Genomic DNA, 20,653 nt, shown 5'->3' with positions numbered 1-20,653 from the left:
CCTCTCCCCCAAACCGGCGAAGAAATGCTTGGCACGTCACGGTGCCACACACAAGCGCGTGTGCTATACTGATTTTGCCGGACAGTGATCACATTCGGGCTATCCTTGTCCTTACCGAATATCCGAGGTGCCAATGAAAGACGCCCAGGCCGCGTTCTATGACAGTCTTCCCCTGTTGCGGGACTTTACCCGTTTGGTGGACCCGGCGCGTTTCTCTGCTGTTCCGGGCGATTGGGCGTTGGGCGTGGCAGATATCGTCGACTCCACTGGTGAGATTGCAAAAGGGCGCTACAAGACGGTGAATATGGTCGGCGCGGCGGTGATCTCGGCCATGATCAACGCGCTTCACGGCAAGGAGTTCCCTTATGTTTTTGGCGGTGACGGCGCCGGATTCGCCGTGCCCGCAAGTGAGATCGACACTGCAAAAGCGGTAATGGCGGACCTCAGGCGCTGGGCGGACGAAGAGTTCTCGATCTCGCTGCGCGCGGCGTTGGTTCCGGTTGCCGAAATTCGTAAGGCAGGTAAGGACCTGCGGGTCGCGCGTTATGCGCCGTCTGATGGGGTGGATTACGCCATGTTCTCGGGTGGCGGGTTGGCCTGGGCTGAGGCGCAGATGAAGGCTGGTACCTTTATGGTGCCGCCTGCCAAACCTGGTGCACAGCCCGACCTAACCGGTTTGTCCTGCCGGTGGTCCAACAGCAAGGCACGCAATGGTCAAATCGTCTCGGTCGTCGTTCAGCCCACAGCAAATGCGACCGAGAGTGACTTTGCGGATTTGGCCCGCTCGGTTCTGTCAGCTTCGGAGGGGTTGGAGCGTTCGGGTCATCCAGTACCAGAAGATGGCCCGCCGATCAGCTGGCCACCGCCGGATGTTGGCCTGGATGCCCGCGTATCACGAGCCGGGAACAATTTGTTGCTGCAGCGGATCAAATTGCTGGGCCAGAACCTTTTGATCGCCCTGTTGTTCACATCGGGCAAACGGTTGGGCAATTTCGAACCCGGTCACTACAAGCGTATGGTCAGCCGAAACGCCGATTACCGAAAATTCGATGATGGGCTGAAAATGACGCTGGATTGTGACGCTGCCACGTTGACGCAAATCCGGATGATGCTTGAACAGGCACGCGGACAGGGCAAGATCCGCTATGGGCTGCATGCGCAAGACGAGGCAATGATGACCTGTATCGTCCCCTCGGCGACACGCGACGATCATGTTCACTTTGTGGATGGGGCCTCGGGTGGTTATGCGCAGGCCGCGGCCACCATGTACGCCTGACGCGCTATTTCGCCTTCCATTTCGCCGCCAGCGCCCGGGATGCCTGCGCCAGCAACATCACATCAATGCCGACCGCAAGAAACTGTGCGCCCATTTCATAATAGGTTTGACTGGCCTCTTCACTGGTGCCCAGTATGCCGGGGGCTTTGCCCGCGGCCCTGATCTTTGTGATGGCGTCCGCAATGACAGCGCGCACTTCGGGTGCTGCGCTGTTTCCCTGAAACCCCATGTCGGTGGACAGGTCCGCAGGGCCGATAAACACTCCGTCGATGCCTTCGACCTTCAGGATATCATCCAGCGCGGCCATCCCGGCGCGGTTTTCCACCTGAACCAAAAGGCAAATTTGATCGTCTGCAGATTGAATGTACTCGGGGATTGAGCCGTACATTGTCGCTCGGGCCGCACCGGCCCCAACGCCGCGCACACCCGTCGGGGGATAGCGGCAGTCCCGAACCAACTGTCGCGCCTGATCGGCGGTCTCGACCATCGGTACCAGAACGGTTTGCGCCCCGGCATCCAGCACCATCTTGATCAAAGCGGTGTCGCCAACCGGAACCCGCACCACCGGATGCGAGGAGCTGGCAGCCAACGCCATAAGCTGATCACGGATTGATCGGATATCGTTCGGCGCGTGTTCACCATCAATGACCAGCCAGTCGAATCCGGCGGTGCCCATAATTTCGGCAGTGATGGATTCGGCAAAACTCATCCAGCAGCCTATCTGCCGATCACCCTGTATTAGAGCCTGTTTGAAGCTGTTTTTTGGGACTGGCATGGCCGGACCTCCTGTTTATGTCAGTGAGCGGGCGATTTCGGTTATGACGTCATAGGCCATTCGGACATCGTCTTCGGTGGTTTCGAACTGACCGGCCTGGAACCGGATCACCAGATCGCCATCCACGCGGGTTTGCGTCAAATAGATGCGGCCGTCGTCATTGATGGCGTTCACCAAACGCAGGTTCAGGTCGTCCAGATCCGCATGACCTTCCGGCGCATAGCGGAACGTCCACAATGACCACATGGGCTGAGTGACGATTTGGAAATCCGCCTCGGCCGCCAGCCGATCATGCAGCGCCACAGACCAGTTCACGTGGTTGCGCAGGCGTTGGCGCAGCCCTTCCAGACCATAAGCCCGGATCACGAACCACAGTTTGAGCGCCCGGAACCGGCGGCCAAGTGGCACAGACCATTCCGAATAGTTGATGATGCCATCCTTGCCGTGGGTCTTGAGGAATTCGGGGCTGATCGCCAGCGTCTGCACCAGATCATCGGGGTCTTTCAGGAAATGCGCACAGCAATCGAACTGTACACCCAGCCACTTATGCGGGTTGAACACGATGCTGTCGGCCTGATCCACGCCGGGCCAGTAGTGGCGGTATTCCGGGCAAATCATGGCCGATCCGGCCCAGGCCGCATCCACGTGGGAATAAAGACCGTATTTCTGGGCGATCTTCAGACATTCATCCACAGGATCGGTTGCACCCGTTCCTGTTCCGCCAACGCAAAGGATAACGCCCGCCGGATGTAAACCAGAGTCTAAATCGGCCTGGATCGCTGCCTCCAGTGCTTCGGGATCCATCCCGCGCCAATCTCCCTTGATCGGAATCCGCACCAGATTGTCTTGCCCGATCCCCGCAACCCAAATGGCACGATCGACCGACGTGTGCACTTCGGCCGAGCAATAGACGCGCAGGGGTTTTTGCCCAAACAATCCTTGTTGATTACCCTGCCATTTCAACGCCTTCTCGCGCATCGTTAGGACAGCAGCCAATGTCGCTGATGAGGCGGAGTCCTGAATAACGCCAGCGAAACCCTGGGGCAGATCCAGTGCGTGGCGCAACCAGTCCATCATCCGCGTTTCCATCTCGGTCGCGGCCGGTGAGGTCTGCCACAACATACATTGCGGTGCGATGGCGCTGGCCAGAAATTCGGCCAGGACCGATGGGGCTGAGGCGTTCGAGTTGAAATAGGCAAAGAACCTTGGATGCTGCCAATGCGTTATCCCCGGCATCACGATCTGTTCGAAATCCTGAAACACGTCCTCCAGTGGCTGCGCGTGCTCGGGTGGCCGCGCGGGCAGGGCATTGAGGATATCCCCCGGCTCAGTCCGGGCGCGGACGGGTTTGTCACCTACAGTCAGGTGATAATCCTGCGTCCACTCGGCAATTCGTTTGCCCCAATCCGAAAACTCATCCCACTTCATCTTAACCCTCAGATATCTGCCAACCCCGGGATCGGACCGGGACTTAGTTTCTTTGTGCGTCCAGTGATCGTCATTCTGAAGAAAACGTCAATATTAATTGCTTTGTTTACTAATTTTGAGATGCGGCTCGAAGCTGCGATGTGCCTAAAAGGGTAGTATATTGCGCGTTCAAGTTACTGATATCATAACTAAAATTCTTGGACAGTTGCAGTTTGATCCAATTTGGGCAAAAATTCCAATATGACCAGAGACCTGCCTAATACGTCCCGCTCATTGCCGATTGCACTGCTGCGGGCGCGCGAAAGGGTCATGGGGCCCATTCGAAATATGCTGGCTGATGCGGGAGTTACGGAACAGCAATGGCGCGTTCTGCGTGTTCTGAAAGAAGAAGGCCCTCAAGAGCCAACGCATATAGCGGATCGATCGTGCCTTTTGCTACCCAGTCTGACGCGCATTCTGCAAAAACTGGAAGCCAAGGATTTGATCCGGCGCCGGGTCCATCCCGAGGATAAGCGTCGTCAGATCATCGATATCACGGCCAAAGGCGAAAAGATCATCCAAGACAACATACAGGTGACACTACGTCTGGCTGAAGAGATCAAGACTCAGCTAGGCCCGGATCGGCACGAAGCGCTGCTGGACTTACTGAACGACCTGCATGATCTGAAGACCTGATTGCACGTCGCGCATGCAAAGGCTTTTGTCCCCGCCAGAGAAGTATGGATATCCTCCGGCGGGGTGGCCAGACTTTGACTGGACTGCGTGTCTGGCCCGCGGCCGGATGGATTTATCCGGCTCACACCTCAGAGAAACAGCCACCTGAAAATAAGCGGACATCCGGACGCAAAGACCGTGTGGGGGTACAAGTCTTTGGCCGTCGCTCTCTGATTCAGTTGCACTCGCCTACAGGCAAATCACCTGATCAGCGACGAGTGGATTTCGGATATCGCTAGGGAATGAGTGTCAAAACGATGGTGGCGTGATCCATGATACAACCAAAGGTAGCGCGCACCCAAGGCTTTCCAAGGCAAAACTTTGAATTGTGAACAGCCAGCCACGGGGCTAGTTCGCGTGAGGGTGATGCCTGGCGCGAACCTGCATGATTTGTTCAACTGGTCCCGCCAACTTAGAAACAAGCTGCAAGTTGCAGTTAGGGGGCTTTGATGCCGGACAGCTTGTTTTCCTTACCCGACCCGATTTCGATCCCGGTTGAGGGTGAATTGTCGACCTATCCCGTGGGACGCATTTTTTGTGTTGGCCGCAATTATGCGGCCCATGCGGCCGAAATGGGAAATGAGGTCGATCGTGAGGCGCTTTTCTACTTTACAAAATCTGCTCCGAACGCGGTTCTGTCGGGTGCAACCGTGCCTTATCCGCCTGGAACTGAGAATTTTCACCACGAGATGGAACTGGCGGTCGCGATCGGCAAACCCGTTTTCCGTGCGACGCGTGCCGATGCGCTGGATGCGGTCTATGGCTATAGTTGTTCGCTGGACATGACACGCCGTGACCTGCAAGTCCGCGAGCGGAATAAACAGCGCCCGTGGGATTTGGGCAAGGATCTGGAAAACGGCACTGTGTTGGCCGCTTTGACCCGCACGGCAGATTGGTCCCCGGACGACAATAAACGCATTTATCTTAACGTGAATGCGGAAACGCGGCAGGACGCGACGCTGGAAGAGCTGATCTGGAAGATAGATGAGGTCATCTGCCATTTGTCTGGATACTATCACCTGCGGCCCGGTGATCTGATCCTGACTGGTACACCGGCTGGGGTTGGCCCGGTGTTGGCGGGCGATGTCCTGGAAGGCGGGATTGACGGGTTACTGCGTATCGGAATGGCTGTTTTAGAGGCTGAAGACCTCGCTAAAATAGTTTGCGTCGGTGGACTATAGGCAGGGTTGGCAAGCTAAACACACCAAGGCATGCAAAACAAGAATACGTTAAAGCATTGATATGTAATTCGTAATTTCAGTCAGTGTTTACCGATTTTTTGGTGGCTTGGGTGCCCTAGAGGCTGGTTTCTTGCGGATTGGTCTTCTTGGATTACCAAGAGTTTGGGCTCTGCTTGGTCTGAGGGTCGTTAGAGGCCAATTCTCAAGATGCATAAAATTTTGTTTTGGTAGCCGGCCAAATTAGGGTGGTTGCTGAAAACATTCTTCTTCGTTGTAGATCTTGCAGTGGGCGATTGCACCATTTTAGCCGCGAGTGAGGTCAATATTCGCCAGTCGGCCTGCTTGTTGAATCATTGTATTGCATAGTGAGAGGAGATGCGGCAATTCCTTGCCCTAAGCCGTTGTTTTTGGATCAGAACCCTTTACCATGTGCTGACATTTAAGTAACTACTAAAAACGTTATAATAGAGTAGAGAATGGCTTTCTCTCTTAACGATAGCCGGATGTTCGATGTGCCAGAGCCGGGGTCAATATCCATAGATTAAAGGATTGTTTTCAGAATGAAAATTGACGGTTGTAAGGTCCTTGATCTTCCCAAAATAGAGGACCATCGCGGTAATCTGACCTTTATTGAAGGCGGCAATCATGTGGATTTCAGTATACGAAGAGTTTACTATTTGTATGACGTGCCCGGCGGAAGTGTTCGCGGTGGTCACGCACACAAGGCGCTGCACCAACTGATGGTGGCAATTTCAGGTGCCTTTGAAGTAACACTGGACGATGGTCATTCGAAGAAAACAATTCAACTGAATAGATCACATAAAGGGCTGTACATCGGCCCTATGGTCTGGCGCGATCTCAATAATTTCACTTCTGGTGCAGTCTGTATGGTTTTAGCGTCAGAAACCTACGACGAAGCCGATTACTATCGGGACTATGATGAATTTCTACTGAAAGCGAAGGAAGAAAATCGATGACTGTACCATTTCTTGACCTCGCCGCAGCATACCAAGAGCTAAAGGTCGATATTGACGCCGCTGTTGGGCGTGTCCTCTCAAGTGGCTACTATATTTCGGGTCCAGAAGTCGAATCCTTCGAGCATGATTTTGCCAATTACTGTGAGGCTGAAAGAGCTATAGGTGTCGGTAATGGATTAGATGCCTTGATACTATCTCTACGGGCGCTTGGGGTCGGTCCCGGTGACGAGGTCATAGTGCCATCAAATACGTATATTGCGTCCTGGCTCGCTGTTTCTGCGGTCGGCGCAACTCCCGTAGGAGTAGATCCTAACCCTCTGACATTTAATATTGAATCCAACAATATCTCAAAGGCGATAACTGATCGGACTCGTGCAATTATGCCAGTTCACCTCTATGGACAGCCGGCAGATCTTGATCCGATTTGCTCTTTGGCAAAAGGGCGTGGGCTATTCGTTATTGAGGATGCTGCTCAATCGCACGGAGCTCGGTACAAGGGAAAGCGCATTGGATCTCATGGCGATGTAGTTTGTTGGAGTTTCTATCCGGGCAAGAATCTTGGTGCCATGGGCGATGGCGGTGCAGTGACCACGAACAATCCCGACATTGCTGATAGAATTGCTCTCTATAGGAATTATGGATCTCAGAAAAAATACTATCATCAAGTCAAAGGGACCAATAGTCGATTGGATCCGATCCAGGCGGCTATACTGCGTGTCAAACTCCAGCATTTGGACGATTGGAATGAAAGACGTCGTATTGTCGCCAAGAACTACCTTGATTCAGTCGATGTCTCGGGTCTGATCATGCCTTATGTGCCAAACTGGGCGGAGCCTGTTTGGCACTTGTTTGTAGTTCAGGTAGATCAACGGGATATTGTTCAGTCCAAATTGACGGAAGCTGGCATAAACACGCTGATTCACTACCCGGTCCCTCCGCACCTTCAGGAGGCTTACCAAGATGCTGATATTCCTAACAACGCTTTTCCAGTTGCAACGCAAATGGCCGAGAGTCTGCTGAGCCTACCAATCGGACCACACTTTTCGCAAAACGACCAAAACAAAGTACTCAGAGAGTTGAGCTGCACGCTGGAAAAGGTGTTTAAGAAATGAAGATCGCTGTAATTGGAAGCGGATTGATCGGTCGAAAACACATCGATTTGATTGCAGAGAACCCTGGTCTGGAATTAGCGGCAATTGTGAATCCAAATCACACCCCATTCGACATTATGGAAGCGTATAGCGTTCCAAATTTTGGATCGCACCGAGATCTGATTGGCGCGGGCCTTGCCGAGGCTGCGATTATCTCAAGCCCGAATGAGACACATGCAGAAATTGCAATTGACTTGCTTGAAGCAGGTATGCCCGTTTTGATTGAAAAGCCCATCGCAGCATCTCTGGAAGAATGTGAGGCCATCTTAGACGCGGAAGCACGCACTGGAGTGCCGGTACTCGTTGGTCATCACCGTAGGTACAATCCAGTCATCCAAGAAATGCATGACCTCATTCGAGGAGGAGAACTGGGGTCTTTGGTAGGGTTTTCGGGCGTTTGGTCTGTTCGAAAGCCCGACGACTACTTCAATACTGATTGGCGTGTTGGTCCTTCGGGTGGGCCAATCATGATCAACTTGATTCATGAAATTGAGTATCTGCAAGCGATGGTTGGTCGAATCCACGGTCTGTCGGCATTCTGCGCCAATCGGCGACGCCGGCCAGAAGTCGAAGCTACAGTTTCGTTGAATATGGAGTTCGAGAGTGGGGCGTTAGGGACAATACTCTTGAGTGATAGCGCCGCGTCTCCTTGGAGTTGGGAGCAAGCGACTGGGGAGAACGCACCGACTTTCCCTCAATCCAGGAAGAATCCATATCGCTTTCTGTTTGACCGGGGGGCGGTAGAGTTTCCCCAATTAAAGATTTGGAAGCAAGAAGACCCCGATTGGACAAAGCCGTTTGAAACTGAAGATCGCAATAGGCTGACGCAAAGCTGGCAGAGTGTTTTTTCAGATCAGCTTGCCCATTTTCACGATGTTGCTCTCGGCAAGGCTGTGCCAAGAATTTCGGCGCGGGATGGAACGAACGCATTGAACACTGCGTTGGTTGTCCGTCAGGCACTTGATGAACCGGGGCGTTATCTAAAAGTACCAACACCCCGGAGTGCTAACCCGTCATAGTGTGGCTATGACGGGATGAAGTACATCACGGTTTCATAAATCGATTCCGTGTAGTGTCGCAAATGGACGTGATAATTGGGATTGAAGCCCAGCACGATTTCTGGGACTTCCCAAAAATCGCTGGGACGATGATAGACGGAAATCGCTAGTGTTGGTCTGTGTTTTGAAATAAGTTCCCCGGCGCCCTTCAACGCGCCTATTTCTGCCCCTTCAATATCCATTTTTAGGAATGTGGGTGGAACACTTCCAAACTCATCCAGTCTGCGTATTTTGATTACCAATTCGCCGTTTGTTGCCAGGGTAGATGCCGAACCATCAGATGAAAACCGCGCTTCACCGGGCTCCGATCCGGCGCCGTAGGGCATGATTTCCACGTCATGCAGGTCTTCGGTCGCCTTTTTGCAGTTCTCTTGATTTCTCGGCTCCGGTTCGAAGATTTTAATGGAATCGTATCCTGGGAATCGCCTGGCGAACTCTTGAGAGGTATACCCATCAAAACCACCGACGTCCCAGAAAACGGCGCCATCAGGAAAGGTTATGAAGGGTTCAAAATACTGTTCTTTTTGCCGATCCGAAAATCCGTCCAAATGTGCCAGGTCAAGTGAGGACCTAAAGCCCAAAAGCTTGTCGAGAATCTCGCTCGACGTCGGATCCGCCATTAGATTTCTTAGCCACTCAACACGTTCAGGGTTTTGGGCTAGTGCTTCGTTAAACCCCTCATTGAAAACAATATCGCGGAGCGGCAGATTCGAGTGCTTTAGGAATGAAAAATAGTCGAGGTGATCAATGCTGAGATCGCCCAGGAGCTTTGCCACTGTCAGGGGTTTCCCGCCCGATGCAGCCAAAACGAGTGCATCTGCCGGAAGATCGCTAATCTTTAACACGGGAATTCCACAGTAAAATTGCTCGTTTGTGAAATCGCCGATTACTCCGGCAATACTGACGTGTTCAAGGATGCTCTTTGTATAAACTTACGTCCAAACACGAACCGTTGTCGTGTGTCGGCATTGAGAAACCGGGAGCAGAACGCTTTAGCTATGTCTGTGCGCTCTTCAGATTGATGTTTATTTTCCAATTTTTCAGCTTTCAAAAGAGTTATTCTCAGTTTTGGGAGTGCGATTGGTCATAACCTTGCGTACCTACTTCGATTTGTGGGTTAGGAGTATCCTCACTGCTACTGACGGAGAACAGTATCCCTGCTTTATCGTAGGGGGCGACTTCCAATTCCCCACCACTAGTTTTTAGTGGTACATATTCCAATCTGTTTCCAGAATTATTGAATGTAACAGAGAACAAGGGCTGTTTTTGAGAGACTGTCAAAATGCGGCGCTCAACCTGAACCGTAGCCTGAGGCATCACTTTTTGAGTGTCGTAAGTCAAACCGAGGAAGGGCATCACATAGTACTTTGCGTAATCGATGCCGCATGAAAGTTCGATCTTATGTCCGTAGAGGTCGCCGGGACACCTTCTCATGCATTCAATAATCCAATATTCATCGCCCTTTGCGATGAACTGTGTGTGCATCAGTCCGTTATTGGGTCTCATATCGTCGACAAGGCGGCACATGCTTTCTTGCACGCCCGTCTTGATCTGTTCTGGGAGGATGGACGGAAAAACCGAGCGATCGACTGCATAGGGATACACCTCGCAATACTCATCTGCGAATTCATGCCAAAAGACCTCACCATTGAAAACAAATGCCGTATGGCTATGCAGACTTCCTTCAACAAACTGTTCGATCAAGACACGTTTCTGCCTGGAACTGCCAAACGCATCCTGGATCGCGCGTTCTAAATCTCCCTGCTGGTAAACAACATTAACGCCGCGACCGCTAAAACTATCAACTGGCTTTACGATCGCGGGCATTGGGATGTGACCGGCGTCAAACAGGCTGTCAGGAGTAAACTCACCGTATTTACGGGGCGAAGGAATCGTTAGCTCCTCTAACTTCTCCCGATATGCATCTTTCGTGTGAAGAACGTGCGCAACTTCCGGTGTATCAAAACCCGGGTAGCCAAGTTTGTCGGCAACATAGGTTGCGGCCATATACGCATAGTCATTGCACGATGGTACAATGCAATCGAAGTCGTTCGCCTTGCATGCTTCAAGCAAAGTCTCAGGGTTTGAGTAATCTTCGTAGATGGACGCATTTGCATAGGCGTGGCAGGGATCATCCGGATTGCGGCCAATGACGGTTACCTGAGCACCGAGTTCTCGCATTGCCTCAAATATTGGGGCCGCACTGAAACTGGAGCCGATGAGAAGTGCTTTCATTTGTCAGCCTTTTGCATTCGAGTTTTGGGTTCGCCTAGCACATTCCTCAAGGCGTCTTCTAGGGCCGTCAGATCCACATAAAAGTCTCGTTTGTAAACGCTCCGCGCTGGGTCAGGAATTTGAGCTCCCAGCACAAACAGTGCTTTATGTTCCAGAGCAGAAAGAAGTGCAGAAAAGTATGCGAAACTCGCGTTTTTGTAGTACGGTGCAAGTACCACAACATTGCAACCAGCAGCGCTAAAGATTAAGTTGCTCACCGCTGCTCCGACAGTTGACACGACGCATCGACAATCTTTCATCAAGTGTACTTGCTCTTCAAAAGACAACTTTGTCGGATCTGCTGCGATAAACTCCCATTTTGCCAACAATGCTTCCAAAGCATGCGAGTTTGCCACCTCACGTTGATTAAAAGTGGTGTTTGGTGCTCTTCTCAAAAACACTCTTTTTGGCGTTTCTTCAGATTTTTCTCCGTTTTTGCCCGCGATATTTACCTGTAACGCAGTCGCCTCCTTGGGATTTTCTAAACGACTGAATACAGAGGGTACTTCGAGCATCGGCAAGTTGGAGAAATCAGCATACATGTATGGTTCACACCGCTCCCTAATTCGTTGCCTTACCAACTTAAGAGCACTTTGTGAGAACAAAGAATCTTGTCGTCTGTCGTCTTGCAGATCGCCACTTTGGACTCGCTCACGACTATCCGCGGGAGTATAGCTGGGCGGAGATAAGTAAACTAGGTTGTCGACTTTGACCCTTTGCCATTTGTCGACAAAGATTACGTTTCTAGTCCGAAGACCGAATATTGACAGTGATCTAAGAATGTTGTCATGAATTTCTCTGTCAACGAGGATGGGGAAATCTAAAAACTCTTCAAACTGATCTGCAATAGCCAACCTTGCAAGCGCTTCTGTTAGCCAATGTGCGTAATTTGAGCTTGATTGACCAAGCAATGAAATCCCTTGTTTAACATGAAGGGGTTTTTTCAATGGCAGAATGCTTAGCGAGTGTTCTTCGAGATTAATTCGCCCGCGCTTTTCCAGTTCAACAATTTGAACATCGCGATTAATATCTGCCACATCCGGATATGCAGCATGGTTTTTCCAGATGACAAAGTCACTCCATCCCATTACCTCAACATCAAAGAAGCGAATAAGGTTGAGCTCTGGAGAGTAGAAGTCGACGGAATACCGCTTGTTTAGATCATTGGAGTTGATACCAAAAAATTTCGGACTAGGCCCATCAATTTTCGAACTTTTCTCTATTACAAAACTTGTCGCATTGCAGATTTTTGCCAGAGAAGAAACCTTGACAAGTTTGTAGCTTTTTGTTCGAATTCTTCTCCTAATCGCCGTTTCAATTTTTTTTAATTTTCTGTAACTCAAGTTGTTCCCTCCCCAATTGAGTGGGTCTGCAATTGAAATATACCGTTAGAAGAGGCAGTAAGCTATGTTGCCCCGTTGCAGATGTGGCTGGCCACTACGGTAATTTGAAGCTGGCATCAAGTAAAACAAAGTCTAAAAATCACCCGCTCACCCTACTTCTTGTTGCGCAGTTGCCGCATCCAAACCTGCCAATAGTAACGCAGTGCCTTAAACCTTAGTGGAAGCGACACAACGCGGGACTCGTAGAACTCTTTAAGAAGTACCTGATCTCGCCGATTGCGAGCTTCTTTAAGTGCGAGTAACCCAATTTTGTCGGCTACTAAGCCTCCAGAGTCATGACCGAGTAAATCAATTACCCAACCCCGCACTATTTTGTAGTCGTTAAAGGTTAACGTTCTTACATGTGACCAGTCGAAGGTTTTCCAATATGATTTTGGGACATATTTGGCGACCACTTCCAATATCAGTTTGCTCTGACGCAATTTTACTTTGTGCACGTTTTTTTGGTGTACTCGATACAACCAAGTTGCTTTCTCGTGGAACTCGAAAATACGATCATTATTAGCCATGTGTTTAAAAATGCGAAGAACAAATGAGTAATCATCAGCAAGCAATTCTTCGTCAAACCCGCCCACGGAGTTTATTAGATCTCGACGCATCACGGTTCCCTGAAGAAATATCCGTGAGACCTGTCTAAATAAATGCTCTTCCAGTACCCTTTTCGCATCGCCGCTTCGTAGTGGTTCAATAAAACCAGCGTCATAAAAATGGGGTGTTCTTTGGGCCGGATCTTCGTCAAAATAAACAAGATAGGGAAGGACTAAATCTACGTTTCTATTTTTCTCTAGGCCTGCGACAATATCATCAAGGGGATATCCGGGCGTTAGCATATCATCCCCGGACATCATTAGAACATATGGCGCATCGGTGGCGTCGATTAATTTTTGAGTATTCGCGGCCGTGCGGCCAGTATTTTCCTGCTGCAAGATCCTGATAGGGCTATTCGTTTGAGAAGCAAAGGATATGGCAACTTCGGCAGTGCGATCGACCGAACCGTCGTCCAAAACAACGACCTCGAAATTTGGGTAACGGATAGATGACAAGCTACGCAGGCAAGCTTCGATGTATTTCTCGTGCTGATATGTCAACACAACCACGGAAACTTTCGGCAGTTCACTCGACATTGCTTCTCCTTATGAGCCCAGGGTGCGGTCACGGACTGATATATGTGATTAAGGTGGGATACCAGTCCTGATACTCATCGGTTAAAGCAATTCATCTGTACTTTTATCAGACCTGTGAATCATTGTTCAGTTCGAACAAAATTTCTGTGAAGAAGCAACAAACCTACGGACGGCCAAAATCGGCAGGGCTTCTAGGTCATTGTTTACGGTTGTCGTGCTTCTGTAACAACTTACAATGGGTCTTTTAACCAATCACGGGCGAATTCCACGTTGTCCAGCCCGGCAAATCGTCGGACTCGGTCGAGCTCTGACTGCAACCTTTTGGTTCTGGCATCGGACCAGCGCGCGGATCGTTCCGGCCATAAGGCGCTGATTTGCAGCGCCCCGCAATCCCGGTTGGCTTTCATGTCAATCCGCCCGGTCAATCGGTCGCCCTCAAGCAACGGGAACACATAGTAACCGTAAGTGCGCTTTGGGGCAGGTACAAAAACCTCGATGCGATAGTGAAAGCCGAACAATCGTTCGGCACGGTTACGGTCGCGCAGCATGGGATCAAATGGGCTAAGGACCCGAATGCGACCTGGGGGACGGGGTGCAGCCTCTGCATCCTTGGAAATGGTTGGTCGGGCGATCACTTTGCGCAGCTTGCCGTCCGCGCAAGTCACCTCGATCTCTTCCAATGTTCCCTGAATTAGACCCTGTTCACACCAGAATTTTGCCTCGCTTGTCGTGACAGTGTCCCAAAACGCAGCCAATTCGCCCGAGGTTGCAAACCCCAACCGATCAAGCGCCGCGTTGCACAGCCAATCCACCGTCTCCTCGGCATCACAGGGCATATTGCCCAGGCAAAGATGCGTTTCGATCACCCGCTCAGTCAGATCATAGCGCTTTTGAAATCCTTGCCGCCCTATGACCGTCAGTGCGCCCGAGCGCCAAAGAAACTCCAGCGCCGTTTTTGACGGATGCCAGTCCCACCAGCCGCCGGACCCCTTTTTCTCGTCCTTGCCAACATCGGACGAGGATACTGGCCCGTGATCCCGGATATGTTGCAGAACGGTTTCAAATCGCTGCTCGAACCCGTCGCGGCGCCAGTTTTTCCATCGGGACTTCAGCAGATCTGCATCGCGCTGAAACCGCAAATGCCAGTGCGGATAAAACGCCATCGGAATGACAGCTGCGTCATGGGTCCAGTGTTCAAACAGCGCCCTGTCGCTTTCGTACAAGCGTTTGAGATTGCCTGCGCGATAGGATGGGCGCCGCGAAAACAGGATCATGTCATGGGCGCGCGCAACCGTGTTGATGCTGTCCAATTGCACAAAGCCAAGACGATGGATCAGGTCCAGCAATTCCGCGCCTTTTGCGCCGCCCGATGGCGGCTCGGCCAATGCATGACGATCCATGAACAGCGCGCGAGTTGTTCGGTTGTCCAGCCGTTGCAGCGCCACGTGTTCAGCGCCGCTTTAGGGTGTCGCCAAAGCTGATCTTGGGGGTCAGGGTCACACGCGTGTCGACCTCGGCATTGGGATCAGCCAATTGCGCCGCGATGATCTCTGCCGCTGTGCGTCCGATCTCCAACCTGCAGGCGTCCATTGTGGCCAGCTTGCGCGGCAGACCTTGCAGAAGCTCGACATTGTTGAACCCGGCGAGGCCGATCTGTCCCGGCACATCAATACCCTGATCCAGCAGATACAGCAGCCCACCTGCACCGATCATGTCATTGGAGTAATAGAGGAAATCCAGATCGGGGGACCGTTCCAGCATGGTCTGGGTCATCTCACGCCCTTTGGCCAGAGCCGATCCACCAGAGTAGAATTCGCGATCCTCGATCTCAACCCCGTGTTTGCCCAGAACTTCGGTGAAGCCTTCGAACCGTTTGCGCGCCCGGTGATCCAGCGGCATTTTGGTTCCCATGAACCCGATATGCTCATAGCCCGCCTTCAGGATCGCCTGCGCCATTTCGCGCCCGGCACGGCGATGGGAAATCCCAACCATCGCGTCGACCGGTTTGCCGTCGGTATCCATGATCTCGACCACCGGAATACCAGCTGAATCCAACATGGCGCGCGCGGCCTCGGTGTGTTCGAGGCCAGCAATGATTACTCCGGACGGCCGCCACGAGAGCATCTCGTACAGCACTTTTTCTTCTTTTTCCGGCATATAGTCGGTGACGCCCACAACCGGTTGCAGCTCGGTGTCTTCCAGCACCTGGTTAATGCCGGTCAGAACCTCAGGGAAGACCATGTTCGATAGCGAGGGGATGATCACCGCCACCAAATTCACCCGGCTAGATGCCAATGCGCCCGCAATTTTGTTGGGCACATACCCCAGTTCTTTCGCGGCGGCTAAGACGCGGGTGCGCGTGGCGTCCGAAACATCGCCCCTGTTGCGCAGAACCCGACTGACCGTCATTTCCGACACTCCGGACGCTTCCGAGACATCACGAAGAGTAAGCGGGCGTTTGGTTTCTGTTGTCACTGAGGCACCTGCGATGTTGTTTTGCCCGATGGTAGCGTGAACAGCGCAAGATTTACAACCGTCGCGCAAAGGCCATGACAAGGTTGAAAAACCGGGCTAAAGAGAGCGTCGCACGGCCCCGTGGCTCAACTGGATAGAGCAGCCCCCTCCTAAGGGGCAGGTTGCAGGTTCGAATCCTGCCGGGGTCGCCAAAATTTTACAAAGTTTATCTTGCTAATGGTGATCTAACAAATTTGAGCGCTCCGATATGTGAAAAAACCGGTGAAATCTGCCCTGTGGCTTATGATGAATAGCGGCCGATGGCTGGATCTCCAGCGAAGTACTTGTAGTGACACGGCAAGTTGAATAAAGGTTCGATCAACGATCAAGGACCTTTTTAGTGCAAATATTTGCATGGCCGGGCCACTAAATTTGGACGGACTCATTCCTGGCTCCAAGCGTGCACTCAGATAGGCGAGAAAGACGATGGAGCGTTGAATGAAGGTTGAAAAAACTGCCTTTCCGGGGGTTTTGGTCGTCACACCAGAACGGTTCGAAGATAATCGCGGCTACTTCAGCGAGACTTGGAACCAGGAGAAGATGAAGTCGTTTGGTGTCCACACGCAATTTGTTCAAGACAATCATTCTTTGTCCACATCATCGGGAACATTGCGTGGCTTTCACTTCCAAGCGCCACCGTTTGCGCAAGCCAAACTTGTACGTTGCGGTCAAGGCCGCCTATTTGATGTAATTGTAGACATCCGCCGCGGGAGCCCAAGTTACGGAAAATGGTTGGGTGTGGAACTTAGTTCGGAGAACGGCAAGCAATTGTATATTCCAAAAGGATTTTTGCATGGATTTCTAACTCGTGAATCGAATACAGAAATAATCTACAAATGTTCGGACTACTATTCGCCGGAGTCCGAGGGAACTGTGTGCTTCGATGACCCCGATCTTAATGTTGACTGGGACCTGGCGGGCCAAGTGCCCATACTATCCCCAAAAGACTCGACGGCCCGACGGTTAAGGGATGTAGCTAGCCCATTCGTTTTTGAAGGATCTCAATAATGAAAGTTCTTGTGACCGGTGGGGCCGGTTTTATCGGTTCTGCGGTCGTACGATTGGCGATCGCCCGCCGGCATGATGTTGTTAATCTGGACGCCTTGACCTATGCTGCTTGCCTCGAAAACGTCGCAAGTGTCGCTGATCATCCAAACTACTGTTTTGAACAAGCGGACTTGCGCCATCGAGCGGCAGTCGAAGAAGTTGTGGAAAAACACAAGCCGGATGCGATTATGCATCTGGCGGCAGAAAGCCACGTTGACCGGTCGATAGATGGGCCTGAGGACTTTATCGATACAAACATAAAGGGAACTTATAACCTTCTCGAGGCGGCCCGCAACCATTGGGAACGGACTGGTCGACCTAAGAAATTCAGGTTTCATCACGTTTCTACAGATGAAGTCTTTGGTTCTCTTCCTATGGATACTTCGATTAAGTTCACTGAAGATACTTCATACGATCCAAGGTCGCCATATTCCGCGTCTAAAGCTGCGAGCGATCACTTAGTTCGCGCTTGGAATGCCACCTATGGATTGCCGGTCGTTTTAAGTAACTGTTCAAACAATTACGGCCCTTTTCATTTTCCCGAAAAGCTTATCCCCGTCACCATTTTGAATGCGTTGTTTGGTAAGCCGTTGCCGATCTACGGTGATGGATCGAACGTTCGAGACTGGTTGTATGTGGAAGATCACGCTGATGCTTTGATCGAGGTCATGACGAAAGGCCAGATTGGCCGTTCCTACAATATTGGTGGGAACAACGAATCCTCCAACCTTGATCTTGTTAAGGCGCTTTGCGCTATTTTAGATGAGCTACGTCCAAAGAGCTCCGGTAGCTACGCTGATCAAATCACATTTGTGGCGGACAGGCCAGGACACGACGCCCGATATGCCATCGATGCGAAGCGAATTAGTGAGGAATTGGGATGGGAGCCCGCAGTGACTCTTGACGAGGGCCTGCGCAAAACAGTGCAATGGTATCTGGATAACGAAGCATGGTGGGGCCCGCTGCAGCAGCGTGACGGCGTAGGCAAGCGACTCGGGACAAAGACGTGAAGGTTGTCGTTTTCGGGAAGACTGGCCAAGTAGGTCAGGAATTGCAGCGGCACGCCAGCGACGTTGTTGTGGAAGCAATCGGCCGAAATGTAGTAGATTTATCGGATCCTGATGCGTGCGCATCTTTTGTCAGGGCAACTGATGCCGACGCTGTCATCAACGCAGCGGCATTCACGGCTGTTGATGCTGCTGAAGAACAAGAAGAAGCGGCGCGGATAGTTAACGCCGTTTCTCCAGCAGCTATGGCGTCAGAAGCAGCAGAACGCGGTTTGCCTTTTTTGCACCTGTCGACTGATTATGTGTTCGATGGTAGTGGCACCGCGCCCTTCAAAGTGGACCATCCGACAGGTCCTTTAAGTGCCTACGGACGCACAAAACTGCAGGGCGAAGATGCCGTGCGGGTCGCAGGCGGAGTACACTTGATTTTGCGGACATCGTGGGTTTTTTCGAGTCATGGGAAAAACTTCGTCAAAACGATGCTACGCTTGGGTACCCATCGAGATGAGATTTCTGTCGTTGCTGATCAGATCGGCGGGCCTACGCCTGCAAAAGATATTGCAGTTACGTGTCTGAACTGTGCCAGACAACTTATTCGGCACCCCGAAAAATCAGGAACCTACCACTACTCTGGCGGGCCGGATACAAGTTGGGCCGAATTCGCCCGAGAGATTTTTCGGTTGAGCGGGGTAAGTTGCCAAGTCACTGATATTCCAAGCACCGCATTTCCGACGCCGGCAAAGCGTCCCTTGAACTCCAGATTGGACAACGGTGGTCTTGAGAGCGTTTTTGGAATTAAAAGACCAGATTGGCGCAATGGGCTTAAAGATACAATTTTTGAATAAGAGGCGATGAAATCATGAAAGATCGCAAAGGAATTATCTTGGCTGGTGGATCGGGAACGCGGCTTTATCCGATCACAATCGGAGTCTCAAAGCAATTGCTGCCAATCTATGATAAGCCGATGATCTACTACCCAATTAGTGTGCTTATGTTAGCTGGTATCCGCGAAATCGCGATTATTACGACGCCACTTGATCAAGATCAGTTTAAGCGCGTCTTGGGCGACGGAGGCAAATGGGGCGTTTCCTTCACCTACATTGAACAAGCGAGTCCAGACGGCCTGGCGCAAGCCTATCTTTTAGCCGAAGAATTTTTGGACGGAGCGCCATCTGCGTTGGTTCTAGGAGATAACCTGTTTTTCGGGCACGGTTTGCAAGACGTGCTCGCAGCAGCTGACGTGGGCAATAAGGGCGGCACCGTTTTTGGATACCGGGTTTCTGACCCACAGCGATACGGCGTTGTTGGGTATGACGTGCGTGGCCGGGTAACTGAAATCGTTGAAAAGCCGACTGTGCCCCCATCGAATTACGCCGTGACAGGCCTTTACTTCATGGATGGAACAGCGCCTGAACGTGCGCGAGGGGTAAAACCTTCTGCGCGCGGGGAATTGGAAATTGTTGATCTTCTAAAAAGCTATCTTGATGAGGGCACGCTTGAAGTTCAGCAAATGGGTCGAGGATTCGCATGGTTGGATACGGGAACTCATTCTAGCCTTCTTGACGCAGGAAACTTTGTTAGAACCCTGTCCGAGCGACAGGGTCAACAGGTTGGTAGCCCCGAGGAAATCGCTTTTCGTAAAGGATGGATAAGTGTCACAAAATTGAAAGAACTGGCGACAATGCTAAAGAAAAATGCATATGGGCAATACCTTTATGAGCTTGCCGAGACCGCTACCCAGGCCGAAAATTCCGACAGGGCATTTTGAAAGAGGTGGGCACTCTCATCTGGTTTTGATCGTGCTTCCCGGTTTTCAAACCGTTGACATTCAACACAGTGCATAATTTTGTTGTTAGATGCTCATGATGGTAATTTAATTACAAAGCATTTGTCCGGTTTGCCTGCTCTGACGTCTTATGGAGTGAGTTGAAAATGTCCACGTTCATAGTAGAATTCTTGGTGCATTCAATGGTCGGGAAGAAAGGTCAGAAGAAGCGGTCGATCTGTTCTTAGACGCAGGCGCTGGGCGTTTGGGTTGCGCAGGCGGCGCGTCGGTATTCGATGAACGTCAATCTGATCCACAATTGGCTTCGTGATCTGATCAGCCCCACATGAGTGGTCCAGTTTGAATGTTAGTTCATGATCGACCTGGGTTCTATCGGCACGATGGTTTCCGGCGCCGGTGGGCGGTAGTCCAAGGCACTATGTGGTCGTTTCGTGTTGCAGTGTTTCCTCCATTGTTCAATCAGGATTTGCGCTTCCCGTAGGCTGTAGAAGGTCTCGCTGATCAGCACCGCGGCCAAGGGACAAAAGCACAGCGAGCTTTGGATTCAACCGGCAATATAGAGGGAATACGCAGATGTAGCGAAAGACTCAGAGATTGAAGTCGCGGCTGAACCGCAAAGGAGCGCTCCGCCCAAACGTCAGCAAATCCGTAAGCCGCCGCCTGATAATTTAGAACGGCGAGACTCGGTACCTTCTGCAGAAGAAGGCTGCACTGACTTCGGTGGTACTTTGTGCCAGTTCGGCCAGCATGCCGCCGGAGATCTGGAGTACTTCAGCGACGAGCGGCTTGAATTCGGCAACAACATCTGTGAACGCAGTATTCTTTCTATTATGGCCACGAACCGCAAAAACTAACTGCTTATAAGCTCTTTTTGCGGCGGCAAGGTTGTTGCCACCTCCAGCCGTACAAGGCTCAGTTGAATCCAATTGCAGCAAGAC

Annotated in this window: 19 protein-coding genes, 1 tRNA gene and 1 pseudogene; 11 read left to right on the top strand and 10 right to left on the bottom strand. The window is 51.4% G+C overall.

Annotated features, from left to right (window positions below; translation table 11 throughout):
- The first annotated feature begins 133 nt into the window (after positions 1-133).
- Positions 134-1,276, top strand: a complete 1,143-nt coding sequence (locus AC2FD9_RS08530; protein WP_496836362.1) for a DUF3095 domain-containing protein — start codon at positions 134-136, stop codon at positions 1,274-1,276.
- Between the two features lie 4 nt (positions 1,277-1,280).
- Here the strand turns inward: AC2FD9_RS08530 and AC2FD9_RS08525 are convergent, their stop codons facing one another.
- Both AC2FD9_RS08525 and AC2FD9_RS08520 read right to left on the bottom strand, forming a co-directional pair.
- Entirely contained in the window at positions 1,281-2,051 is a 771-nt protein-coding gene (locus tag AC2FD9_RS08525) for an HpcH/HpaI aldolase family protein (RefSeq protein ID WP_496836360.1), read from the bottom strand.
- A gap of 15 nt (positions 2,052-2,066) precedes the next feature.
- Positions 2,067-3,479 carry a pyridoxal phosphate-dependent decarboxylase family protein gene (locus tag AC2FD9_RS08520; protein WP_496836358.1) on the bottom strand — a complete coding sequence of 471 codons (1,413 nt, stop codon included), beginning with the start codon at positions 3,477-3,479 and terminating at the stop codon, positions 2,067-2,069.
- A 240-nt stretch (positions 3,480-3,719) separates the two neighbouring features.
- Here AC2FD9_RS08520 and hpaR point away from each other — a divergent pair, with 240 nt between their 5' ends.
- The 5 genes from hpaR (at position 3,720) to AC2FD9_RS08495 (ending at position 8,521) form a co-directional block, all read left to right on the top strand.
- Positions 3,720-4,154, top strand: a complete 435-nt coding sequence (gene hpaR / locus AC2FD9_RS08515; RefSeq protein WP_496755469.1) for a homoprotocatechuate degradation operon regulator HpaR — start codon at positions 3,720-3,722, stop codon at positions 4,152-4,154.
- Between the two features lie 488 nt (positions 4,155-4,642).
- Entirely contained in the window at positions 4,643-5,374 is a 732-nt protein-coding gene (locus AC2FD9_RS08510; RefSeq protein ID WP_496755468.1) for a fumarylacetoacetate hydrolase family protein, read from the top strand.
- Between the two features lie 560 nt (positions 5,375-5,934).
- Positions 5,935-6,351 (top strand): sugar 3,4-ketoisomerase, encoded by a 417-nt coding sequence (locus tag AC2FD9_RS08505; RefSeq protein ID WP_496836356.1) that lies wholly within the window; start codon positions 5,935-5,937, stop codon positions 6,349-6,351.
- Positions 6,348-7,463 carry a DegT/DnrJ/EryC1/StrS family aminotransferase gene (locus AC2FD9_RS08500; RefSeq protein WP_496755466.1) on the top strand — a complete coding sequence of 372 codons (1,116 nt, stop codon included), beginning with the start codon at positions 6,348-6,350 and terminating at the stop codon, positions 7,461-7,463. Before AC2FD9_RS08505 ends, AC2FD9_RS08500 begins: the two co-directional genes overlap by 4 nt.
- Positions 7,460-8,521, top strand: a complete 1,062-nt coding sequence (locus AC2FD9_RS08495; RefSeq protein WP_496755465.1) for a Gfo/Idh/MocA family oxidoreductase — start codon at positions 7,460-7,462, stop codon at positions 8,519-8,521. Before AC2FD9_RS08500 ends, AC2FD9_RS08495 begins: the two co-directional genes overlap by 4 nt.
- Before the next feature lie 5 nt (positions 8,522-8,526).
- Here AC2FD9_RS08495 and AC2FD9_RS08490 read toward each other — a convergent pair whose 3' ends face one another.
- The 6 genes from AC2FD9_RS08490 to AC2FD9_RS08465 form a co-directional block, all read right to left on the bottom strand.
- The gene (locus AC2FD9_RS08490) at positions 8,527-9,405 is read right to left on the bottom strand and encodes an FkbM family methyltransferase (protein WP_496836353.1); all 879 of its coding nucleotides are present in this window, start codon (positions 9,403-9,405) and stop codon (positions 8,527-8,529) included.
- Positions 9,406-9,622: 217 nt separating this feature from the next.
- Positions 9,623-10,795: an ATP-grasp domain-containing protein gene (locus tag AC2FD9_RS08485; RefSeq protein ID WP_496755463.1), complete on the bottom strand. Its 1,173-nt coding sequence runs from the start codon at positions 10,793-10,795 to the stop codon at positions 9,623-9,625.
- Positions 10,792-12,177, bottom strand: a complete 1,386-nt coding sequence (locus AC2FD9_RS08480; RefSeq protein WP_496755462.1) for a glycosyltransferase family 61 protein — start codon at positions 12,175-12,177, stop codon at positions 10,792-10,794. The genes AC2FD9_RS08485 and AC2FD9_RS08480 overlap by 4 nt, the downstream gene beginning before the upstream one ends.
- A 152-nt stretch (positions 12,178-12,329) precedes the next feature.
- Complete coding sequence (locus tag AC2FD9_RS08475) at positions 12,330-13,361, bottom strand: glycosyltransferase family 2 protein (protein ID WP_496755461.1); 1,032 nt, start codon at positions 13,359-13,361, stop codon at positions 12,330-12,332.
- 230 nt (positions 13,362-13,591) lie between these two features.
- Positions 13,592-14,806 (bottom strand): winged helix-turn-helix domain-containing protein, encoded by a 1,215-nt coding sequence (locus AC2FD9_RS08470; RefSeq protein ID WP_496755460.1) that lies wholly within the window; start codon positions 14,804-14,806, stop codon positions 13,592-13,594.
- Positions 14,807-14,810: 4 nt separating this feature from the next.
- Positions 14,811-15,836 (bottom strand): LacI family DNA-binding transcriptional regulator, encoded by a 1,026-nt coding sequence (locus tag AC2FD9_RS08465; RefSeq protein WP_108860587.1) that lies wholly within the window; start codon positions 15,834-15,836, stop codon positions 14,811-14,813.
- Between the two features lie 114 nt (positions 15,837-15,950).
- Between AC2FD9_RS08465 and AC2FD9_RS08460 the strand changes: the two genes are divergently transcribed.
- The 5 genes from AC2FD9_RS08460 (at position 15,951) to rfbA (ending at position 19,697) form a co-directional block, all read left to right on the top strand.
- A tRNA-Arg gene (locus AC2FD9_RS08460) sits at positions 15,951-16,027 on the top strand.
- Positions 16,028-16,313: 286 nt separating this feature from the next.
- On the top strand, positions 16,314-16,883 hold the full coding sequence (gene rfbC, locus AC2FD9_RS08455; protein ID WP_496755459.1) for a dTDP-4-dehydrorhamnose 3,5-epimerase: 570 nt from the start codon (positions 16,314-16,316) through the stop codon (positions 16,881-16,883).
- The gene (gene rfbB, locus AC2FD9_RS08450) at positions 16,883-17,932 is read left to right on the top strand and encodes a dTDP-glucose 4,6-dehydratase (protein WP_496755458.1); all 1,050 of its coding nucleotides are present in this window, start codon (positions 16,883-16,885) and stop codon (positions 17,930-17,932) included. Before rfbC ends, rfbB begins: the two co-directional genes overlap by 1 nt.
- Positions 17,929-18,774, top strand: a complete 846-nt coding sequence (rfbD, locus tag AC2FD9_RS08445) for a dTDP-4-dehydrorhamnose reductase (protein ID WP_496755457.1) — start codon at positions 17,929-17,931, stop codon at positions 18,772-18,774. The genes rfbB and rfbD overlap by 4 nt, the downstream gene beginning before the upstream one ends.
- A gap of 14 nt (positions 18,775-18,788) precedes the next feature.
- A complete protein-coding gene (rfbA, locus tag AC2FD9_RS08440; protein WP_496755456.1) occupies positions 18,789-19,697 on the top strand; it encodes a glucose-1-phosphate thymidylyltransferase RfbA in 909 nt (302 codons plus the stop codon).
- A gap of 364 nt (positions 19,698-20,061) precedes the next feature.
- Here rfbA and AC2FD9_RS08435 read toward each other — a convergent pair.
- Positions 20,062-20,223: pseudogene (locus AC2FD9_RS08435) on the bottom strand (integrase core domain-containing protein); the annotation flags it as partial.
- A 160-nt stretch (positions 20,224-20,383) separates the two neighbouring features.
- On the bottom strand, positions 20,384-20,650 hold the full coding sequence (locus tag AC2FD9_RS08430; protein WP_496755455.1) for a hypothetical protein: 267 nt from the start codon (positions 20,648-20,650) through the stop codon (positions 20,384-20,386).
- Between the last annotated feature and the right edge of the window lie 3 nt (positions 20,651-20,653).

Source organism: Ruegeria sp. YTSC230, from assembly GCF_059609665.1.
Note: the sequence above shows the minus strand (reverse complement) of the source record. Positions and strands in the feature narration are given on the sequence as shown.

Excerpts from the sequence above, each read along its gene's own strand:
- AC2FD9_RS08530 (WP_496836362.1), top strand. The coding sequence starts at position 134 with ATGAAAGACGCCCAGGCCGCGTTCTATGACAGTCTTCCCCTGTTGCGG.
- AC2FD9_RS08500 (WP_496755466.1), top strand. The coding sequence starts at position 6,348 with ATGACTGTACCATTTCTTGACCTCGCCGCAGCATACCAAGAGCTAAAG.
- AC2FD9_RS08520 (WP_496836358.1), bottom strand. The coding sequence starts at position 3,479 with ATGAAGTGGGATGAGTTTTCGGATTGGGGCAAACGAATTGCCGAGTGG.
- AC2FD9_RS08510 (WP_496755468.1), top strand. The coding sequence starts at position 4,643 with ATGCCGGACAGCTTGTTTTCCTTACCCGACCCGATTTCGATCCCGGTT.
- AC2FD9_RS08485 (WP_496755463.1), bottom strand. The coding sequence starts at position 10,795 with ATGAAAGCACTTCTCATCGGCTCCAGTTTCAGTGCGGCCCCAATATTT.
- rfbB (WP_496755458.1), top strand. The coding sequence starts at position 16,883 with ATGAAAGTTCTTGTGACCGGTGGGGCCGGTTTTATCGGTTCTGCGGTC.
- hpaR (WP_496755469.1), top strand. The coding sequence starts at position 3,720 with ATGACCAGAGACCTGCCTAATACGTCCCGCTCATTGCCGATTGCACTG.
- AC2FD9_RS08505 (WP_496836356.1), top strand. The coding sequence starts at position 5,935 with ATGAAAATTGACGGTTGTAAGGTCCTTGATCTTCCCAAAATAGAGGAC.
- AC2FD9_RS08475 (WP_496755461.1), bottom strand. The coding sequence starts at position 13,361 with ATGTCGAGTGAACTGCCGAAAGTTTCCGTGGTTGTGTTGACATATCAG.
- AC2FD9_RS08495 (WP_496755465.1), top strand. The coding sequence starts at position 7,460 with ATGAAGATCGCTGTAATTGGAAGCGGATTGATCGGTCGAAAACACATC.
- rfbC (WP_496755459.1), top strand. The coding sequence starts at position 16,314 with ATGAAGGTTGAAAAAACTGCCTTTCCGGGGGTTTTGGTCGTCACACCA.
- AC2FD9_RS08525 (WP_496836360.1), bottom strand. The coding sequence starts at position 2,051 with ATGCCAGTCCCAAAAAACAGCTTCAAACAGGCTCTAATACAGGGTGAT.
- rfbA (WP_496755456.1), top strand. The coding sequence starts at position 18,789 with ATGAAAGATCGCAAAGGAATTATCTTGGCTGGTGGATCGGGAACGCGG.